Genomic DNA, 17,105 nt, shown 5'->3' with positions numbered 1-17,105 from the left:
TCCTCGCTCAGGTCGGTCAGACGCTGCGCGTGATCTGCTGCATCGCCGCGACCGCATCGGTCAGCGGCGCGCGGGTCCAGGTGTCCTGCTGCAGCAGCGCGACCATCGCCGGCTGCACGCGCACGGCGGCGTCGAGTTCGGCGTCGTGGCCGGGTGCGTAGGCGCCCAGCTGGATCAGGTCACGCGCCTTGTTGACCTTGGCCAGCAGCTGCCTCATGCGGCGCGCCGACTCGATGTGCTCGCGCGGCGCGACATTGGTCATCACCCGCGAGATCGACTTCTCGACGTCGATGGCCGGGTAGTGGCCGCTCTCGGCCAGCTCGCGCGACAGCACGATGTGGCCGTCCAGGATGCCCCGGGCGGCGTCGGCGATCGGGTCCTGCTGGTCGTCGCCCTCGCTGAGCACCGTGTAGAACGCGGTGATCGAGCCCATGCCGTGCAGGCCGTTGCCGCTGCGTTCGACCAGCTGCGGCAGCTTGGCGAAGCAGCTCGGCGGATAGCCCTTGGTGGCCGGCGGCTCGCCGATGGCCAGCGCGATCTCGCGCTGCGCCATCGCGTAGCGGGTCAGCGAGTCCATCAGCAGCAGCACGTGCTGGCCCTGGTCGCGGAACCACTCGGCGATCGCGGTGGCATAGGCGGCGCCCTGCATGCGCGTCAGCGGCGGCGCATCGGCCGGCGCGGCCACGACGACCGAGCGGGCGCGGCCTTCGTCGCCAAGGATGTCCTCGATGAATTCCTTCACCTCACGGCCGCGTTCGCCGATCAGCCCGACCACGATCACGTCGGCGGCGGTGTAGCGGGCCATCATGCCCAGCAGCACCGACTTGCCCACGCCGGTGCCGGCGAACAGGCCCAGACGCTGGCCGCGTCCGACCGTCAGCAGCGCGTTGATCGAGCGCACGCCGGTGTCCAGCGGCTGGCGCACCGGCTCGCGGTCCATCGCGTTGATCGGGCGACGCACCAGCGGTTCGGGGTGGACATCGGCCAGCGGCCCTTGCCGGTCCATCGGCTCGCCCTGCGCATCGACGACACGGCCGAGCAGGCCGCGACCGACCGGCAGGTGGCGTGAACGGTCCTCGGTGCGGCGCCACGGGTGGGCCGCCTGACCCAGCTTCGGCGCCTGCACCGGCGTCTCGCACGGCACGACCTGCGCGCCGCTGACGAGGCCGTGGACCTCGCCGGTGGGCATCAGGAAGGCGCGGTCACCGGCGAAGCCGACCACCTCGGCCTGCACCGCCGGCTGGCCCGGCATGCGGACCTCGCACAGCGAGCCGACCGGCACGCGGATGCCCGCCGCCTCCAGCACCAGGCCGGCCACGCGCACCAGCGTGCCGGAGGTGGCCAGCGGTTGCGGCGCGTCGGCGAAGTGCTGCAGATCGGCCAGGTAGCGGCGCCAGGCCTGCGGCCGGTCCGGTGTGGCGGGGGAACGGAGGGGGACGGTGGTCATGATGCCTGGGCATCATCGACCGCGTCGTCCTCCTTCGAAGCCTCGAATACCGCTGCCTTCCCCGGTCGTTCTCCCGGCAGGTCCACGGCCGATTCGCCACCGGTCCACGGCAGCTCGCGGCCCATCGCCGCGCAGGCGCGTTGCCAGCGCGCGGCGACCTGGGCGTCGGTCACGCCGATGTCGGACTCGACCCGGCAACCGCCGCGCTCGATCGACGGATCGGCCACCAGCCGGACCTCGCGGGCGCCGATCAGGTCGGCACAACCGAGCGCCACCAGCGCCTCGTCGTCCGGATGCAGGTGCAGCGTGACATGGCGGGCCGACATCAGCAGGCCGCCGAGCGCCTCCTGCGCGACCGCGACGATGGCCTCCGGCCGCTGCGCCAGCTCGCTGCGCACGACCTGGCGGGCGAGCGACAGCGCGATCGCCGCGACCTGGTCGGCCAGCGCCTGTTCCATCGCGCCGAGCTGGCCCGACATCGACGTCAGCAGCGCCGCCACCTGGGCACTGGTCTGGCTGGCGAAGCTCTGCTTGAAGGCGTCCATCGCGACGGTGCCGTCGCGGTAGCCGTCGTGATAGCCGCCGTCGCGGGCCAGGCGGATCTCCTCGATCCGGTCGGCCGCCGCCTGGGCCTCGGCCTCGGCCTGGCGTGCGGCCTCGCGCCGCGCGGCGGCCTCGGCCTCGCGTGCCAGCACGGCCGGATCGGGAGCCGCCTGCGGCTTGCGCGACGGGTCGTCGCCGAAGCTGCCGGGCTTCCACGCGGCGAAGCCGTTGAGCTCCTCGCGCGGGATGAAGCGGCTGTAGACGCCCGCCCGGGCGGCCAGGTGGGCGGCACCGGGCGCCCCTTGCAAGGGACTCTGGGCGGGACTGCGCGACGGCATTTCCGAACGCTGTTCGGCCTCGCGGCGCAGCCGTTCGGCGAATCGTTCAGAGGAACTGGTCATCGCCGCCGCCTCCCAGCACGATCTGGCCTTCGTCGGCCAGGCGGCGGACGATCTTCAGCATCTCCTTCTGCTCGGACTCGACGTCGGACACCCGCACCGGACCGCGCGACTCGAGGTCTTCCTTGAGCGTTTCGGCCGCACGGCTGGACATGTTCTTGAAGACCTTGTCGCGCAGCTCGGGCGTGGCGCCCTTGAGGGCGATGATGAGCGACTCGCTCTGCACTTCCTTGAGCAGCGCCTGGATGCCCTTGTCGTCGATCTTGACCACGTCGTCGAACGTGAACATGTTGTCCATGATCTTCTGGGCCAGGTCGTTGTCGGCCTCGCGGATGTAGTCCAGCACCGAGGTCTCGATCGCCGAGCCCATCATGTTGATGATCTCGGCGGCCGACTTCACGCCGCCCAGGTTGGCCTTGCGCATGCGGTCGCCGCCGGCCAGCACCTTGGAGAGCACCTCGTTGAGGTCCTTCAGCGCCGTCGGCTGGATGCCGTCGAGCGTGGCCACGCGCACCATCACCTCGTTGCGCAGCCGTTCGTTGAAGTGCTTGAGCACGTCGGAGACCTGGTCGAACTCCAGGTGCACCAGGATCGCCGCGATGATCTGCGGGTGCTCGTGGCGCAGCAGCTCGGCGATGGCGCCGGCGTCCATCCACTTCAGGCTCTCGATGCCGGTGACGTCGCTGCCCTGCAGGATGCGGTCGATCAGCAGGTTGGCCTTGTCCTCGCCGAGCGCCTTGCGCAGCACGTTCTTGACGTATTCATCGGTGTTGCTGACCAGCGTGCTGTGTTCGTCGGCCTGCGACTCGAAGCGGCCGAGCACGCCGTCGAAACGTTCGCGCGAGACCGTCTTCATCTTGGCGATGGTCTCGCCCAGCCGCTGGACCTCCTTCGGGGTCAGGTGCTTGAAGACCTCGGCGGCCTCTTCCTCGCCGAGCGACATCAGCAGGATCGCCGCGTCCTCGAGTCCGTTTTCGTCCATGGTGCGTGTTGCCTAGCGTATCGGGATGATCAGGACGCCGCGCCGCTGACCCAGCCGCGCAGGATGTTGGCGACGGCCGCCGGGTTCTCGCGGGCCAGCTTGCGGGCCTCTTCCAGGCGCTTGGCGACGCCGTCCTCCGGACCGGGCAGGGCCGGCAGATGGGCGCCGTCCGCGCCGAGCTCGACCACGCCACCGGCGGCCGCGCTGGCGCTGGTGCCGTTGGGCAGTTCCTGCAGGTCGTCGACCATCGCGTCGACCAGCGGCGCCGGCTCGGGCGGGCGGGCCGCGTTCAGGGCCGGGCGGATCGCGCCGAACACGATGATCAGCGCCAGCAGCGTCAGGCCCAGCGGCAGGGCCAGCGTGCGGACGATGTCCTGCACCTCCGGCTGCTTCCACAGCGGCGTGGTGTCCTCGGCCGGCTTCTCGACCTGGAACGGCGCGTTGATGACCTTGACCGAGTCGCCGCGGTCCTTGTTGAAGCCCACCGTCTCCTGGACCAGGGCGGTCAGCTTGTCGAGTTCCTCGGCCGACAGCGGCACGGTCTGGGTCTTGCCCTTCTTGTCGACGCTGCTGCGGTGGTTGACCACCACGGCGGCGCTCAGGCGCTTGACCTGGCCGGTCGCGCCGCGTGTCACCCGCACGGTCTTGTCGACCTCGTAGTTGGTGACGGCCTCGCGCTTGACGGTGTTGCTCGACGCCGCGCCGCCGGCATTGGCCGCCTGCATCGCCTGCGCCTGGCCGTTGATCGGCGCGGTCGCGGGCGTCGGCGGCTGGTTGCTCATCGCCCCGGGCACGCCGGTGGGCATCGCCGCGTTGGCGTTGGTCTGCTCGCTGGACTGGGCGCTGCGCACGGAGGCCGGCTCGCCGTTCTGGTTCGGCTTGAACTCCTCGGAGGTCGACTCGGTCTGCGAGAAGTCGACCTCGGCGCTGACCTGCGCACGCAGGTTCTCGCGGCCGACCACCGGTTCGAGGATGTCCATGATCCGCTTGGTGTAGAGCGTCTCGATCTGGTTGACGTACTGCAGCTGCTGCGGATCCATGCCGTTGGCGCCGCCGCCGTTGACGCCGGCCATGCCCTCGGGCGGACCGGCCAGCAGGCTGCCGCTCTGGTCGAGCACGCTGACCGCCTTCGGGTTCAGCTCGGGCACGCTGGACGACACCAGGTGGACGATGCCGGCGAGCTGCGCGCGGTCCAGCGTGCGGCCGGGGTGCAGCGTCAGCAGCACGCTCGCGCTGGGCTTCTGCTGGTCGCGGAAGAAGCCGTTCTGGTTCGGCAGCGCCAGGTGGACACGGGCGGCTTCCACCGCCGACAGCGCCGTGATCGAGCGCACCAGCTCGCCTTCCAGACCGCGCTGGAAGTTCAGGCGTTCCTGGAACTGGGTCGTGCCGAAACGGGCGTTGTCCATCAGCTCGAAGCCGACGATCGAGCCCTTGGGCAGGCCGGACTGCGCCAGCTTGAGCCGCACGTCGTGCACCTTGTCGGCCGGCACCAGGATGGCCGAGCCGCCCTCGGTGTACTTGTAGGGCACGTTCATCTGCGCGAGCTGCGCGACGATCGCGCCGCCGTCCTTGTCCGACAGGTTCGCGAACAGCACCTTGTAGTCGTTGCCGCGGTTGGCCATCAGCATGAAGGCGAACAGCGCGACCATCGCCAGCACGCCGCCGACCAGCGCGAGCTTGCGGCCCATCGGCAAGGCCGCCAGGCGGGCGGCGAATCCGGGCGGCGGCGCATCGGCGGCGGCCGTGTTGGGCGTCAGGGGCTGCAGGGTGGCGGTTTCCATGACGGGTACGGGGTGAGGTTTTCGGTGCGATGGGCAGGACCGGCAAGGGTCCCGCGATGTCACCGATTGTTCGCCCGCCCCCTGCCGCGACATGCCACGAACAAGCCCCCCCGGGTGGTGCAGTTCGCCCCTTCGGCCGTTCGGCGGAAAACTAAAGTGCGTTCCATGGCGACGTGGCTACCTGCCCTCGCCCCACACCATGGACGTCAAGCTCAGACCCTTCAACTTCGCCGAGGCGGCCACCCGGGCAGGCATGCCCCAGGTCGCCCAGCGCGTGCGCGACAGCGCCCAGGCCGCCGGCCTGAGCGGTGGCGTGCCCGGCGCCACCGGCCGCAGCCAGGGCGTCGAGCGCACCGAGTTCTCCCAGGTCTTCACCCAGGCGCTGCGCGGCGTCAGCAACCAGCAGACCCAGGCCTCGTCGATGCAACGCGAGGTCACGCTCGACAACCCGACGGTCAGCATCGAGGAAACGATGGTCGCGATGCAGAAGGCCCAGATCAGCTTCCAGGCCGCCGTGCAGGTGCGCAACAAGCTGGTGCAGGCTTATTCGGACATCATGAACATGCAGGTGTGACCTGCTGACCCGTCTCGGACGGGACCGTCCGGTTGAACCGGCGGACCGAACTGGCGCACCAGTCTTCGGCACATTCGGCACGGCCGTGTCGCACGGGGTTCTCGTGCACGTAGGCGCAATGCGCCGCATGTTCGCGTTCGTCGCGCAGCCGTCGTTCCCAGTAACGGTCCTGCCAGACCCGCACATCGGCCAACCCAGGCCTGCGACGCACCGCCAGGGTCACCGCGCGCTTGATCAGCATCCACCGCGTCGAGAAGTCCGGATCGTCGACCGGCAAGCGCCAGACGCCATGCAGATGCTCGGGCAACACGCAGATCGCGTCGGTCTGGAACGGACGACGCGCCCGAACCTCACGCATCACCCGACCGAGCAGGCGCACGTTCTCCGGGTCATCGAACCACGGCACACGGCGCCAGGTCACCACGGTGAAGAAATACGCGGCCCCGGCCGTGTGCAGGCGACGGAAATTCATGGCGGGATCCACATGGCATTGACGAGGACGCCCACCATGAACCCCCCGCCCCGACACGACCATCACCCTTCGGGGTGCCCCCGATCGAAGGACGTCCCACGAGACATGCCCACCCGGTCGGCCGGACACGTCCCGTGTCCGACGGGCTGGCGCCGATGGGCCGCCGGACCGCGACCGTGTTGATCGCGTCATCTGGCACGAACCCGTCGGACACCGCAGGTGTCCGACCTACCGAATGACATCCAACCTGCGTTCACCGACCCATCGACCGCCGGGGCGCATCGGTCGGTCGGACACGTTCCGTGTCCGACGGGCTGGCGCCGATGGGCCGCCGCGCCGCGACCGTGTTGATCGCGTCATCTGGCACGAACCCGTCGGACACCAAAGGTGTCCGACCTACCGGATCACGTTCAACCCGCGTTCGCAGATCGGTCGACCGCCGCCCTCCGGCGGCGCACCGCGACCGTGTTGATCGGGTCATCCGGCACGAACCCGTCGGACACCACAGGTGTCCGACCTACCGAATGACATCCAACCTGCGTTCACCGACCCATCGACCGCCGGGGCACATCGGTCGGTCGGACACGCCCCGTGTCCGACGGGCTGGCGCCGATGGGCCGCCGCACCGCATCCGTGTTGATCGCGTCTTCCGGCACGAACCCGTCGGACACCACAGGTGTCCGAACGACCGGATGAGATTCAACCCGCGTTCACCGACCCATCGACCGCCGGGGCACATCGGTAGGTCGGACACGTTCCGTGTCCGACGGGCTGGCGCCGATGGGCCTCCGTATCGCATCCGTGTTGATCGGGTCATCCGGCACGAACCCGGAGGACACCGCAGGTGTCCGACCTACCAGATCACGTTCAACCCGCGTTCCCCGATCCAGGTCCCGCCGCCCTCCGGCGGCGCACTCAGACGGCCAAGGCCCGCGCCTTGATCTGCGTCTCGTCGATGTAGCGCTGCAGCGAGCGGGCGGCGACGCCGGAGAGGCCTTCCATTTCGCAGCCCAGGCGATGGGCGCCTTCGGGGCTGGCGAGGGGTTCGGTGCGGACCACGCGCAAGGCGATCTGGATGGTGCGGCCGGGGGAGAGTTCGAGGCAGGCGGCCGGGATGCGGCCGTGCAGCGCCAGCGAGGTGTCGCCGGCCGGCAGCAGCACGGCGAGGCCGCCGTGGCTGATGTCGAGCACGCGCAGGCGGTGGCGGGACTCGGCCAGGCCGGGTTCGCCGAGCAGCAGCTCGGGGCCGCCGATCACGTAGGGCAGCGTCTTGCCGAGTCGCGCCGCCAGTTGCGGCGGCGGCTCGGTCCGCACGCGGAAGGCGTTGCGGCGCTGGAAGCGGAACAGTTCGCGCGGGTAGCAGGTGACCAGCTCGCCGTCGCACACGCGCAGGCCCATCAGGTCGAACTGCAGCTTGACGCTGGCGAGGTAGGCCACGACGACCGCCTCGTCGGCCAGCACCAGGCGGGCGACGGCGGCGGCGTCGCCGAGCGGCTCGAAGCGCAGCTGGCGCGCGGTCGTGTCCTCGTGGATCAGCCGGGCCGACAGGGTCGCGCCGTCGGGCGTGACCAGCGTGGCCGCCACGCCCTGGCCGATCAGCTCGACCAGGTGGGCGCGCACCGCCAGCGGCGCCACGACACGGTGTTCGCTCGGGGCACTGGCGGACGGCGGGGCGAGGGCGGCGGTCTGGCTCATGTCGGCTCGGCGGTTCGGTGTTTCGACGGACGGGACGGGATCAGTGCATGACCTGGCGCGGCTGGCCCGAGAGCATCTGGTCGATGTCCTCCAGCCAGGGCTCGGCCAGGTAGCGGATCTCGGCGTCGTTGAGCAGGATGCGCTGCATGATGCGCGCCTTCACCTGCGCCTCCTCGCGGTCCAGCGCGGCACCGCTGGCGGCGTGCTTGAGCTGCGAGATCAGCACCGCGCAGGCGCCTTCGAGCTTGACCACGCGGTCCCAGTCGCCATCGCGGGCGGCCTGCAGCATGTCGCGGCTGGCGTTCTCGATGGCCTCGTAGTACTGCAGCAGCGCCGTGTGCGGCGTCGTTGCGGAAGGGGTGGCGGTGGTGGTCATGGTCTGGAGCATGGTCTGCCTGTGGTGCGTGTCGGGAAGGTCCGGAGAGCGAGCGTCGATCGGGGTCGGGCTCAGCCCGGCACGTTGGCGCCGATCGCCACCCACGCTTCCCGCAGCGGCTCGATCAGGCCGAGCACTTCCTTCAGCGCGGCATCGTCGTTGTGACGGTTCGCAAGCAGCAGCCGGACCTGGGCGTAGTCGTAGACGTCACGCAGGTTCATCGCCAGGTCGCCGCCGCCCTTGAGGTCCAGCGCCGAGCGCAGGCCCTCGTCGAGGATCTGCGAGGCGCGGCCGATGTGGCGGCCCTTGTCGGCCACGCGACCTTCGACGAGCGCCTGCCGGGCCAGCTTCACCTGGGTCAGCATGCCGTCGTACAGCATCAGCGTCAGGGTGTGCGGCGAGGCTGCGACGACGGAGGTCTCCACGCCCACCTGCTGGTACATGAGGGCGCTGTGGCGGGGACGACCGAAGGTGGAGGCTTGGCTGAACATGGGGGTGTTTCCTGGCTGATGTTGTCGCGTTGTCGAGATGAACTGCGTACCTTGTTTATCGTCTGCGGACCCGGCCGACTTGAGTGGCGCGGGGCATTTCGAGCCCGGGAACAAGGCGGTCCGGCCGGCCTACTTCGACGGCTCGGGCCACGGGCTCAGGCGGTGTTCTTGTTCCAGGTCGTGACCTGCTGGCTGACATAGCTCGACAGGCTGTTGAGCTTGCCCATCTGCGTGTCGAGCGCGCTGTACTGCGCCTTCAGGCGGGCCTCGACCTGCGTCATGCGGTCGTTGAACTCGTCCTGCTTCTTCGTGTTGGCGCTGGCCCGGCTCTGCAGGCTTTCGCTGCGTGAGGTCAGCGGGCCGTTGAACTTCAGCAGGTCGTCGCCCCACTGCTGCAGGCGTGTCGCAAAGCCGTTGTTGGACGCCACGGCCGTGTCCTTGTTGGCGAACACGGTCTTGACGTCGGCCAGGCGACTGCCCAGGGCATTGCCGAGCTTGGTGGCGTCGACCGACATCGAGCCGTCCTTCTTGACGTCGATGCCCAGCTGCGCCAGGCGCTGGAAGCTGCCGCTCATCGTGCCGGTGGCGCCGACGATGCCGCGCATCGCATAGCGCAGCGAGTTGGTGCCGCTGTCGCCCTGCAGGGTGCCGGCCTTCTTGGTCGCGGCGTCGTAGGCGGTCTGCTGCGACAGGTAGGTGTTGAGCTGGTTGTAGGCGTCGGCGAAGGCCTGCACGGCCGTCTTGATCGACTCGGTGTCGTTGGTCACCGTCAGGTCGACCGGCGAGGCGCTGACCTTGGCCAGCTTGATCGTCACGCCCTCGACCGCACCGGTCAGCAGGTTGCTGCCCGACTCGACCGGCAGGCCGTTGATGGTCGCCTTGGCATTGGCCGCCGGCTGGGTCAGCGCCATGTTGACGCCCGCCGCCGCCGGCTGCGCCGGGTCGTAGGTCAGCTTGGCGAGGTCGCCGCTGGTGGTGGTGGTCTCGCCGCCCTGGCCGTCGGAGACGACCTCCTTGACGGTGAAGGCGTGGTCGGTGCCGGTGTCGCTGGCCCGCAGCAGCAGCCGCGAGCCCGAGGCGTCGGTGACGACCGAGGCGACCACGCCGGCCTTGGCCGCGTTGATCTTGTCGCGCACCTGGGCGGGCGTGTCGCCGGCGTCGATGCTGACGTCGACCGCCTGGCCGCCCGAGCCGTCCTGGATGCGCAGCCGTCCGCCGCCGACCGGGAAGGCGCTGGCCGGCGAGGCCACCGTCTGGGCCGTCGCCAGCTGCTGCACCGACAGGCTGTAGTTGCCCGCCTGCGCGGTGCCGTCGGTCGACGCGCTGAACACGCTGCTGTCGGACGACGTCGCCGAGGTGCTGGTCCAGGTCGTCGGACTCGCCAGCTTGGCGGCCGCATCGCGCAGGGTCGAGACGAAGCTCTGGATCTTCCCGTACGCGCTCAGCTGGTTCTGGATCTTGGTGGCCGCCGTCTGCATCTGCTGCAGCGGCGCCTTCTCCACCGTCATCAGCTGGGAGACGATGGAACCGACGTCGAGACCGCTGCCGATCCCGGCGGAACTGATGCTGGCCATGATGCTTACCTCCGGATGCGCCGAGGGCCGACGCAAAAAGTCGTCCGACAGCGCCAGCCCTCGGACGACTTGTTCTTCGGCAGTTGGCGGGCCGACTTGAGATCAGCGACCCGCATCCGCTTGCGCCAGCGCAGGAGCGCCTGCCTGGTGGTTCAGCCCAGCAGCTTCATGACCGACTGCGGCAGCTGGTTGGCCTGGGCAATCATGGCCGTGCCGGCCTGCTGCAGGATCTGCGCGCGACTCAGGTTCGCGGTTTCCGCCGCGAAGTCCGCATCCATGATCCGGCCGCGGGCGGCGGACGTGTTCTCGGCCGAGACCTGCAGCTGCGAGATCACCGCGTCAAAGCGGCTCTGCAAGGCACCGGCGGTCGACCGCGCGGTGTTGACGGCGTCGAGGTCGGCATCGAGATCGGTCAGCGCCGCCGATGCGGCCGCCGCGCTGCTGCTGATGTCGACCGACTTGGTCGCGGTCGCGCCAGCGGCATACGACTTGAGCGTCGTCATGTCGAACTTGGTGCCGTCGATGTCGATGGTCTCGCCGCTGTCGGCGCCGACCTGGAACGACAGCGTGGCATTCGCCGACAGCGAGTTCGCGGCGGTCGAGTCGAACAGGTTGACGCCGTTGAACTTGGCGTCCTTGACCACCCGCACGATCTCGTTCTGCAGCTGGTCGGCTTCCTGCTGCAGATTGGTCCGGTCCGCGTTGGACAGCGTGCCGTTGGCGGCCTGCACGGCCAGCTCGCGGATGCGCTGCATGTTGGTGCTGAGCTGGCCCAGCGCGCCTTCGGTCGTCTGCATCATCGAGATGCCGTCGTTCGAATTGCGGATCGCCACGTTCATGCCCTTGACCTGGGCATTCATGCGTTCGGCGATCGCCAGGCCGGCGGCGTCGTCCTTGGCGCTGTTGACGCGAAGGCCCGAGGACAGCCGCTGCATCGACGTCGCCAGCGATGCTTGCGATGCCGACTGGTTGCGCTGGGCATTCAGCGAAGCCATGTTGGTGTTGATCGTCTGAGCCATGGTGATTCACCCCTAAGTAAGTCGCACGTCGAGCCGGCGGGCTCGACTGCCGATGCGGCCCCAAGCACCTTGGGAAACATTCCACCGGGAACCGCCCCGGGCGACAGAAGCAAGTGGCTGCTGCTGTGGAATGAATTGTGGTCAGGCGCGTTCGGGCCGAATCGTCGAAATGAGGCGCAAAGGGGGGCTGTTTCCGCTCAGGGAATCCTGAAATGACAACGCCACCGACACAGCGCTTGTGTCGGTGGCGTGAGAGGGATCGGACGCGGCGCTCAGGCCGCCGCGTCAGCCGAGCCGATCAGCGCAGCAGCTGCATGACCTGCTGCGGCAGCTGGTTGGCCTGGGCAATCATCGCCGTGCCGGCCTGCTGCAGGATCTGCGCGCGGCTCAGGTTCGCGGTCTCCGAGGCGAAGTCCGCATCCATGATCCGGCCGCGGGCGGCGGCGGTGTTCTCCGAGGTCACCTGCAGCTGGCTGATGACGGCCTCGAAGCGGCTCTGCAGGGCACCAGCGGTCGAGCGGGCGGTGTTGACCGTGTCGATGTCGGTGTCCATGTCGTCCAGCACCGTCTGGGCCGACGCCTGGCTGCTGATGTCGATCGCCTTGGCCTTGGCACCGCTGGCGTAGGCCTTCAGGTTGCCGTTGGTCTTCAGGTCGAAGCCGGTGGTGTCGGCGGTGATCTTGTCGCCGTTGTCGGCACCGATCTGGAAGTCGACCGACTTGCTGGCACCGTCGAACAGGGCCACGCCGTTGAACTTCGAGTTGTCGACGACGCGGACGATTTCCTCTTGCAGCTGGTCGACTTCGAGCTGGAGGTTGTCGCGGTCGGGCTGGCTCAGCGAGCCGTTGGACGACTGCACCGCCAGTTCACGGATGCGCTGCAGGTTCTCGCCGATCTTGCCCATCGCGCCTTCAGCGGTCTGCATCTGCGAGATCGCGTCGTTGGCGTTGCGGACCGCGACGTTCATGCCCTTGACCTGGGCGCTCATGCGCTCGGCGATGGCCAGGCCGGCGGCGTCGTCCTTGGCGCTGTTGACACGCAGACCCGACGACAGGCGCTGCATCGAGGTGGCCAGCGACGACTGCGAGGCAGCCTGGTTGCGCTGGGCATTGAGGGAAACGACGTTGGTGTTGATGGTGGAAGCCATGATGAACTCCTGTGCTGTAGCGTTGAAGACTTGTTGAACTCGGCATGAGCGCCGGGGTTTCGACTGTTCCGAACCTTCCGGTTCGTCCCTGGTGTCCGGCGCTCGTCAAGCTCGGTGCAGTCACGTGCCACTGGGGCCTTCACTGCATCAGCCGGCTTACCGGACCGCGGATCCCATTTCTGCGACCCGTTGATTTGGTTATCGGTGGGGTCTCAGGATTCCTTGAGGGTCGTTTTGATCAGTTTTTCGAGGCCATTTCTTGGTTTGACCTCGGTCTGACCTTCGACTGCCCTGTTCGCCCGTCCCACCGCGCTGCAGCGTTTCCGCCCGGCGCAAGAGGCTTTCGGCACAAGGACGGCGGGACTTGAGGGACCGCGCCAGCGCAGCAAACACCCTTCTATTCAGTCCACCGGTCGGCTGGCGCCATCTGGAAAATGTGGCAAACCACGACGGGCCGCACGGCGGCGCCGTCACCGCCGAAGGATCCCGACAACATGGCCAAGTACAGCCCCGTCGCGCAGCTGCCGCGCTACCTGCAAGCCTTCCAGTGCATCGGCCCGGCCTGCCCGGAGACCTGCTGCAGCGGCTGGCGCGTGACGATCGACAAGGCCACGTTCAAGCAGATGAAGGCGATCGGCGACGAGCCGCTGCGCCGGCGCATCGCCATCCACCTGGTCAAGGACGAGGGCCAGGACCCGGCCGCCTACGCGCACCTGCGCATGCAGTCCAACGGCGACTGCGGCTTCCTCGACGAGGACCGGCTGTGCAGCATCCAGAAGACGCTGGGCGCGGGCGCGCTGTCCGACACCTGCAACCACTACCCGCGGCTGTTCCAGGAAGTCGACGGCGAACACCGCGTCTACGCCACGCTGAGCTGCCCCGAGGCCGCCCGCCTGGCGCTGACCGATGCGCAGGCGATGACGCCCGCACCCGTCACGCTGGAGGCCTTCGCCAATGCCGGCGAGCTGCCGCCCGGCGCGCACTGGAACGACCCGGCCGACACGCCCAGGGTCAGCCACCTGGGCGGGCGCGTGCTGCACGACCTGCTGGCCAGCCTGTTCGAGGCGCCCGAGCTGGGCGCCTTCGACGCGCTCGCGCTCGGGCTGATGCTGGTGCGCCGGGTCAATGCCTACGTGGCTGGACTGTCGGGCCGCGCGCCCGAGGCGACCCCGCGCGAGCAGCGCCTGCAGGATCTGAGCGACCTGTTCTCGCGGTTCATGGATCCGGCCCACAACGCCGAGCTGCTCGATGTCGTGCGCGGTCTGGACGTCGGCAGCCGCTTCGCGCCGGACATGCTGCGCACCGTCAGCCAGATGATCTGGCAGCGCCGCCTGACCGCCTCGGCCCGCGCCGTGCTGGACGACGTCGTCGCCGGCCTGCAGCTGCAGCACCCGGACGAGCAGGTCGCCCGGGCGCGCTGGGCCGAGACCCGCGAGCAGCGCTGGACCGCCTGGGAGGCCGCCCATCCGCAGGTGCTGAAGAACTACCTGCACAACAGCCTGCAGTCCAGCCTGATGGCGCGCCACTTCGGCACGCCCGAGGCGCTGGAGAACGCCTACCTCGACCTGGTCATCCGCGCGGCGCTGGTGCGCTACTGGCTGATCGGCCAGATGGCGCTGCACGGCGACGCCTTCGACGAGGGCCATGCCGTGCGCACCGTCTACGCGCTGTCGCGCAGCATCGAGCACGACCGCACCTTCATGGCCGGTGTGCTCAAGGCGATGGACGAACAGGGCATCCGCAGCCTGGCCACCGGCGTCGTGCTGCTGCAGTGAGACAACGGCGGCGGATGACAGGCCGGGAGGCCGTGTCATCCCGCATCCGACACGGCGCGCCCGCCCGGGCGGCCGTGGACGGCCGGTTCGTGACGCAGCTCACGCCCGGTCGACCCGATCGGTCCTGAAGGGCCCCTCCGGCCCCGCTTTTCTGCCGCTCGCACCGACAGCTTGTAGGAATTTGCCTGACACGCCGGATGGCGCAAGACGGACTCAAGCGACAGAAGTGGGCCGATGTTCCGGGCCAGTTCGGATCTTCACAATTCATTCCACGTTGACACCAAAAGCAAACCGCAAACGCCCCGGCAGACGCCCAGGCAGACGGCAAGCCCCGGTGGACACCCGGCAGAACCGAAGACCTTCAGACACCGAGCAGCCAGGAGCACACCATGAACACCGAACAGATCCTCAGCGAAATCCGCGAAGCCAACCTGTCCTACCTGATGCTGGCCCAGAGCCTCATCCGCGCCGACCGTGAACAGGCCCTGTTCCGCCTGGGCGTGTCGGAAGAGACGGCCACCGTGATCGAGACGCTGTCGCCGTCGCAGATGATGAAGATCGCCTCGGGCAACACGCTGCTGTGCCGGATGCGCGTCGACGACGACCTGGTCTGGAGCCTGCTGACCAACCACGGCAAGAGCGCGGCCAATGACGGCGTGTCCCGTCTGCATGCCTCGATCCTGATGGCCGGTCGTCACCGCGAAGCGGCCTGATCAGGCCGCTTCAGACCGACACGCCAGACGCACAAACCTAGAACAGCCGGAGAGAGAACCATGCGCGCCAAGAGCATCCTGACCGAGGCCAAGCAGATCGAGCGGGCCGTCACCCTGATCAAGCTGGGTGCCCGCCTGCAAGTCCTCGAATCGGAGACCGACCTGTCGTACGAGCGCCTGCTGCGCCTGTACAAGGAAGTGGCGGGCAAGTCGCCGAGCAAGGGTCAGCTGCCCTTCTCGACCGACTGGTTCATGACCTGGCAACCGAACATCCACGCCAGCCTGTTCCTGAACATCCACGAGTACCTGAACAAGGTCGCCGAGCTCGACGAGATCGACACCGTCATCAAGGCCTACCAGCTCTACCTGGAACAGACCCAGGCCCAGAACCTGGAGCCGCTGCTGTCGGTGACGCGCGCCTGGCGCCTCGTGAAGTTCATCGACAACGGCATGCTGACGATGACCCCCTGCTCCAAGTGCGGCGGCCACTTCGTGACCCATCCGCACGAGATCGCCAAGCACTACGTCTGCGGCCTGTGCAACCCGCCCGCCCGCGCCGGCAAGGGCAAGGCCAACGGCGCCCTCCAGCTGCACTGATTCCTGCTTCCTGAATCCTGAAGTTCTTGCTTGTCTCCTCCTCCTTGCATCCGACGATGCAATTCACGGGCCCTTCGGGGCCCGTTTTTTATGGGCGATCCGCACACGGCCCGCACGGCTGAGCTGTTTCAGCCATCAAGTCCGCCGCCGTCCCTGCCGATAGTTGTTTCATCTTCGGAACACCCATGGCCCTGATCGCATTCCCCGCTCGTCACCTGGCGCTGAACCAGCCGCTGCCCTTCCGTCTGTTCGACGGCCGGGGGCTGCTGCTGGCGCCCGCCGGGCTGTCGATCGAGCTGGAAAGCCGGCTGCAGGCGCTGCGTTCGATGCCGCTGTTCGTCGACGAATCCGAGGCCGGCTCCTGGCTGCGCCTGGCCGACGAGACCGCCGAGTCGCTGGTGCTGCGCAACGCCAAGCTGCAGGACATCTCGATCGCGCGGTGCCGTCCCGGCAACCGTTCGTCCGGCTCGTCCAGCGCCGATCGCGGCAGTCCAAGTTCGACCTTCGACATCGGCCTGAGCGAACGCTGGGAAAGCCTGATGCGCCAGATCAACGGCGCGCTGCAGGAGGCCACGCCGGACGGCGACTGGGTCCTGCGGCTGCATGCGGCGATGTCGCAGAGCCTGGCGCTGACCGACCGCAAGCCCAACGAGCTGCTGTTCCTGCTGATCCAGCACGCCGGCCACGAACACCGCCAGTACAGCGCCCACCATGCGGCGCTGTGCGCGACGGTCTGCGCCCGCGTGGCCGCCACGCTGGGCTGGTCGACCGACGACCGCGAGACGCTGACGATCGCCGCGATGACGATGAACGTCGCGATGACCGCGCTGCAGGACACGCTGGCGCGCCAGAAGGATCCCGTGACGCCGGAACAGCGCCAGCGCATCGACCAGCACGCGCTGCGCTCGGCCGCGCTGCTGGCCGAGAGCGGCGTGACCGATCCGCGCTGGCTCAAGGTCGTGCGCCTGCACCACGACGCCAGCCTGCTGACGGTGCCGCTGGCCTCGCTCGATCCGGCCCAGCGCATGGCGCGGCTGCTCAACGTGGTCGACCGCTTCACCGCCAAGATCAGCCGCCGCGCCGGTCGCCCGCCGATGTCGCCGCTGGCCGCCGCACGCGCGGCCTGCGTCGGCCCGGACGGCCAGCCCGACGAATACGGCAGTGCGCTGCTGCGCACGCTGGGCATGTACCCGCCGGGCAGCTACGTGCGCCTGGTCGGCGGCGAGATCGCCGTCGTCATGGCACGCGGCGAACGCGCCAACGAACCGCGGGTCGCCGTGCTGGTCGGCAGCAGCGGCCTGCCCCTGCCCGAGCCGGTGCTGCGCGACACCGCGTCGGCCAGCCGCAAGGTCGTGGCCGCCGTGGCGGTCGACGAGGTGCGGGTGCGCCTGAACCACGAGGCGCTGATCGAGCTGCTGTGAAGCCGTCGTCCGGGCGCGCCGCAACGGCATCGCCGGAACTGGGCCGCTCGCACCCCCTTGCACCGCGCCTCCCCCGGCCTGGAGCTGCGGCATAACCTGG

General features: G+C 69.0%; 16 protein-coding genes. 5 read left to right on the top strand and 11 right to left on the bottom strand.

What is annotated here, in order from left to right; translation table 11 throughout:
- Window positions 1–16: 16 nt before the first annotated feature.
- Genes fliI through fliF form a run of 4 tightly spaced genes read right to left on the bottom strand, consistent with a single transcriptional unit; the run spans window position 17 to window position 5,151 of the window.
- Window positions 17–1,447, bottom strand: a complete 1,431-nt coding sequence (gene fliI, locus ACWA7K_RS00365) for a flagellar protein export ATPase FliI (protein WP_456164551.1) — start codon at window positions 1,445–1,447, stop codon at window positions 17–19.
- The gene (locus ACWA7K_RS00360) at window positions 1,444–2,391 is read right to left on the bottom strand and encodes a FliH/SctL family protein (RefSeq protein WP_456164549.1); all 948 of its coding nucleotides are present in this window, start codon (window positions 2,389–2,391) and stop codon (window positions 1,444–1,446) included. The genes fliI and ACWA7K_RS00360 overlap by 4 nt, the downstream gene beginning before the upstream one ends.
- Window positions 2,375–3,370 (bottom strand): flagellar motor switch protein FliG, encoded by a 996-nt coding sequence (fliG, locus tag ACWA7K_RS00355; RefSeq protein ID WP_456164547.1) that lies wholly within the window; start codon window positions 3,368–3,370, stop codon window positions 2,375–2,377. The genes ACWA7K_RS00360 and fliG overlap by 17 nt, the downstream gene beginning before the upstream one ends.
- A gap of 29 nt (window positions 3,371–3,399) precedes the next feature.
- Window positions 3,400–5,151 (bottom strand): flagellar basal-body MS-ring/collar protein FliF, encoded by a 1,752-nt coding sequence (gene fliF, locus ACWA7K_RS00350; protein ID WP_456164545.1) that lies wholly within the window; start codon window positions 5,149–5,151, stop codon window positions 3,400–3,402.
- Window positions 5,152–5,350: 199 nt separating this feature from the next.
- Here fliF and fliE point away from each other — a divergent pair, with 199 nt between their 5' ends.
- A complete protein-coding gene (fliE, locus tag ACWA7K_RS00345) occupies window positions 5,351–5,725 on the top strand; it encodes a flagellar hook-basal body complex protein FliE (RefSeq protein WP_456164543.1) in 375 nt (124 codons plus the stop codon).
- Here the strand turns inward: fliE and ACWA7K_RS00340 are convergent.
- The 7 genes from ACWA7K_RS00340 to ACWA7K_RS00310 form a co-directional block, all read right to left on the bottom strand.
- Window positions 5,706–6,209 carry an REP-associated tyrosine transposase gene (locus tag ACWA7K_RS00340; protein ID WP_456164541.1) on the bottom strand — a complete coding sequence of 168 codons (504 nt, stop codon included), beginning with the start codon at window positions 6,207–6,209 and terminating at the stop codon, window positions 5,706–5,708. The genes fliE and ACWA7K_RS00340 overlap by 20 nt on opposite strands.
- A 903-nt stretch (window positions 6,210–7,112) precedes the next feature.
- On the bottom strand, window positions 7,113–7,892 hold the full coding sequence (locus ACWA7K_RS00335) for a flagellar brake protein (RefSeq protein WP_456164539.1): 780 nt from the start codon (window positions 7,890–7,892) through the stop codon (window positions 7,113–7,115).
- Window positions 7,893–7,932: 40 nt separating this feature from the next.
- Window positions 7,933–8,268 (bottom strand): flagellar protein FliT, encoded by a 336-nt coding sequence (locus ACWA7K_RS00330; RefSeq protein WP_456210283.1) that lies wholly within the window; start codon window positions 8,266–8,268, stop codon window positions 7,933–7,935.
- A 71-nt stretch (window positions 8,269–8,339) separates the two neighbouring features.
- On the bottom strand, window positions 8,340–8,759 hold the full coding sequence (gene fliS / locus ACWA7K_RS00325) for a flagellar export chaperone FliS (protein ID WP_456164535.1): 420 nt from the start codon (window positions 8,757–8,759) through the stop codon (window positions 8,340–8,342).
- A 155-nt stretch (window positions 8,760–8,914) separates the two neighbouring features.
- Window positions 8,915–10,333, bottom strand: a complete 1,419-nt coding sequence (gene fliD, locus ACWA7K_RS00320) for a flagellar filament capping protein FliD (RefSeq protein WP_456164534.1) — start codon at window positions 10,331–10,333, stop codon at window positions 8,915–8,917.
- A 152-nt stretch (window positions 10,334–10,485) separates the two neighbouring features.
- On the bottom strand, window positions 10,486–11,352 hold the full coding sequence (locus ACWA7K_RS00315; RefSeq protein ID WP_456164532.1) for a flagellin N-terminal helical domain-containing protein: 867 nt from the start codon (window positions 11,350–11,352) through the stop codon (window positions 10,486–10,488).
- Between the two features lie 298 nt (window positions 11,353–11,650).
- A complete protein-coding gene (locus tag ACWA7K_RS00310) occupies window positions 11,651–12,499 on the bottom strand; it encodes a flagellin N-terminal helical domain-containing protein (protein WP_456164530.1) in 849 nt (282 codons plus the stop codon).
- A 494-nt stretch (window positions 12,500–12,993) separates the two neighbouring features.
- Between ACWA7K_RS00310 and fliB the strand changes: the two genes are divergently transcribed.
- The 4 genes from fliB to ACWA7K_RS00290 all read left to right on the top strand — a co-directional run bounded on the left by fliB (window position 12,994) and on the right by ACWA7K_RS00290 (window position 17,005).
- Complete coding sequence (gene fliB / locus ACWA7K_RS00305) at window positions 12,994–14,274, top strand: flagellin lysine-N-methylase (RefSeq protein ID WP_456164528.1); 1,281 nt, start codon at window positions 12,994–12,996, stop codon at window positions 14,272–14,274.
- A 389-nt stretch (window positions 14,275–14,663) separates the two neighbouring features.
- On the top strand, window positions 14,664–14,987 hold the full coding sequence (flhD, locus tag ACWA7K_RS00300; RefSeq protein ID WP_456164526.1) for a flagellar transcriptional regulator FlhD: 324 nt from the start codon (window positions 14,664–14,666) through the stop codon (window positions 14,985–14,987).
- 60 nt (window positions 14,988–15,047) lie between these two features.
- Complete coding sequence (gene flhC, locus ACWA7K_RS00295; protein ID WP_456164524.1) at window positions 15,048–15,584, top strand: flagellar transcriptional regulator FlhC; 537 nt, start codon at window positions 15,048–15,050, stop codon at window positions 15,582–15,584.
- A gap of 185 nt (window positions 15,585–15,769) precedes the next feature.
- Complete coding sequence (locus ACWA7K_RS00290; RefSeq protein ID WP_456164522.1) at window positions 15,770–17,005, top strand: HD-GYP domain-containing protein; 1,236 nt, start codon at window positions 15,770–15,772, stop codon at window positions 17,003–17,005.
- Window positions 17,006–17,105 lie beyond the last annotated feature (100 nt).

This window comes from Leptothrix mechoopdaensis (SeqCode) (assembly GCF_053893855.1).
The sequence above is the reverse complement of the archived record's forward strand: the minus strand, read 5'-3'. Positions and strand labels throughout refer to the sequence as shown.

What these genes read in the sequence shown, in the direction of transcription:
- ACWA7K_RS00290 (WP_456164522.1), top strand. Translation starts at nt 15,770, where the DNA reads ATGGCCCTGATCGCATTCCCCGCTCGTCACCTGGCGCTGAACCAGCCG.
- fliF (WP_456164545.1), bottom strand. Translation starts at nt 5,151, where the DNA reads ATGGAAACCGCCACCCTGCAGCCCCTGACGCCCAACACGGCCGCCGCC.
- fliI (WP_456164551.1), bottom strand. Translation starts at nt 1,447, where the DNA reads ATGACCACCGTCCCCCTCCGTTCCCCCGCCACACCGGACCGGCCGCAG.
- ACWA7K_RS00335 (WP_456164539.1), bottom strand. Translation starts at nt 7,892, where the DNA reads ATGAGCCAGACCGCCGCCCTCGCCCCGCCGTCCGCCAGTGCCCCGAGC.
- ACWA7K_RS00315 (WP_456164532.1), bottom strand. Translation starts at nt 11,352, where the DNA reads ATGGCTCAGACGATCAACACCAACATGGCTTCGCTGAATGCCCAGCGC.
- flhC (WP_456164524.1), top strand. Translation starts at nt 15,048, where the DNA reads ATGCGCGCCAAGAGCATCCTGACCGAGGCCAAGCAGATCGAGCGGGCC.
- ACWA7K_RS00310 (WP_456164530.1), bottom strand. Translation starts at nt 12,499, where the DNA reads ATGGCTTCCACCATCAACACCAACGTCGTTTCCCTCAATGCCCAGCGC.
- fliB (WP_456164528.1), top strand. Translation starts at nt 12,994, where the DNA reads ATGGCCAAGTACAGCCCCGTCGCGCAGCTGCCGCGCTACCTGCAAGCC.
- fliG (WP_456164547.1), bottom strand. Translation starts at nt 3,370, where the DNA reads ATGGACGAAAACGGACTCGAGGACGCGGCGATCCTGCTGATGTCGCTC.
- ACWA7K_RS00360 (WP_456164549.1), bottom strand. Translation starts at nt 2,391, where the DNA reads ATGACCAGTTCCTCTGAACGATTCGCCGAACGGCTGCGCCGCGAGGCC.
- ACWA7K_RS00330 (WP_456210283.1), bottom strand. Translation starts at nt 8,268, where the DNA reads ATGACCACCACCGCCACCCCTTCCGCAACGACGCCGCACACGGCGCTG.
- fliS (WP_456164535.1), bottom strand. Translation starts at nt 8,759, where the DNA reads ATGTTCAGCCAAGCCTCCACCTTCGGTCGTCCCCGCCACAGCGCCCTC.
- flhD (WP_456164526.1), top strand. Translation starts at nt 14,664, where the DNA reads ATGAACACCGAACAGATCCTCAGCGAAATCCGCGAAGCCAACCTGTCC.
- fliD (WP_456164534.1), bottom strand. Translation starts at nt 10,333, where the DNA reads ATGGCCAGCATCAGTTCCGCCGGGATCGGCAGCGGTCTCGACGTCGGT.
- fliE (WP_456164543.1), top strand. Translation starts at nt 5,351, where the DNA reads ATGGACGTCAAGCTCAGACCCTTCAACTTCGCCGAGGCGGCCACCCGG.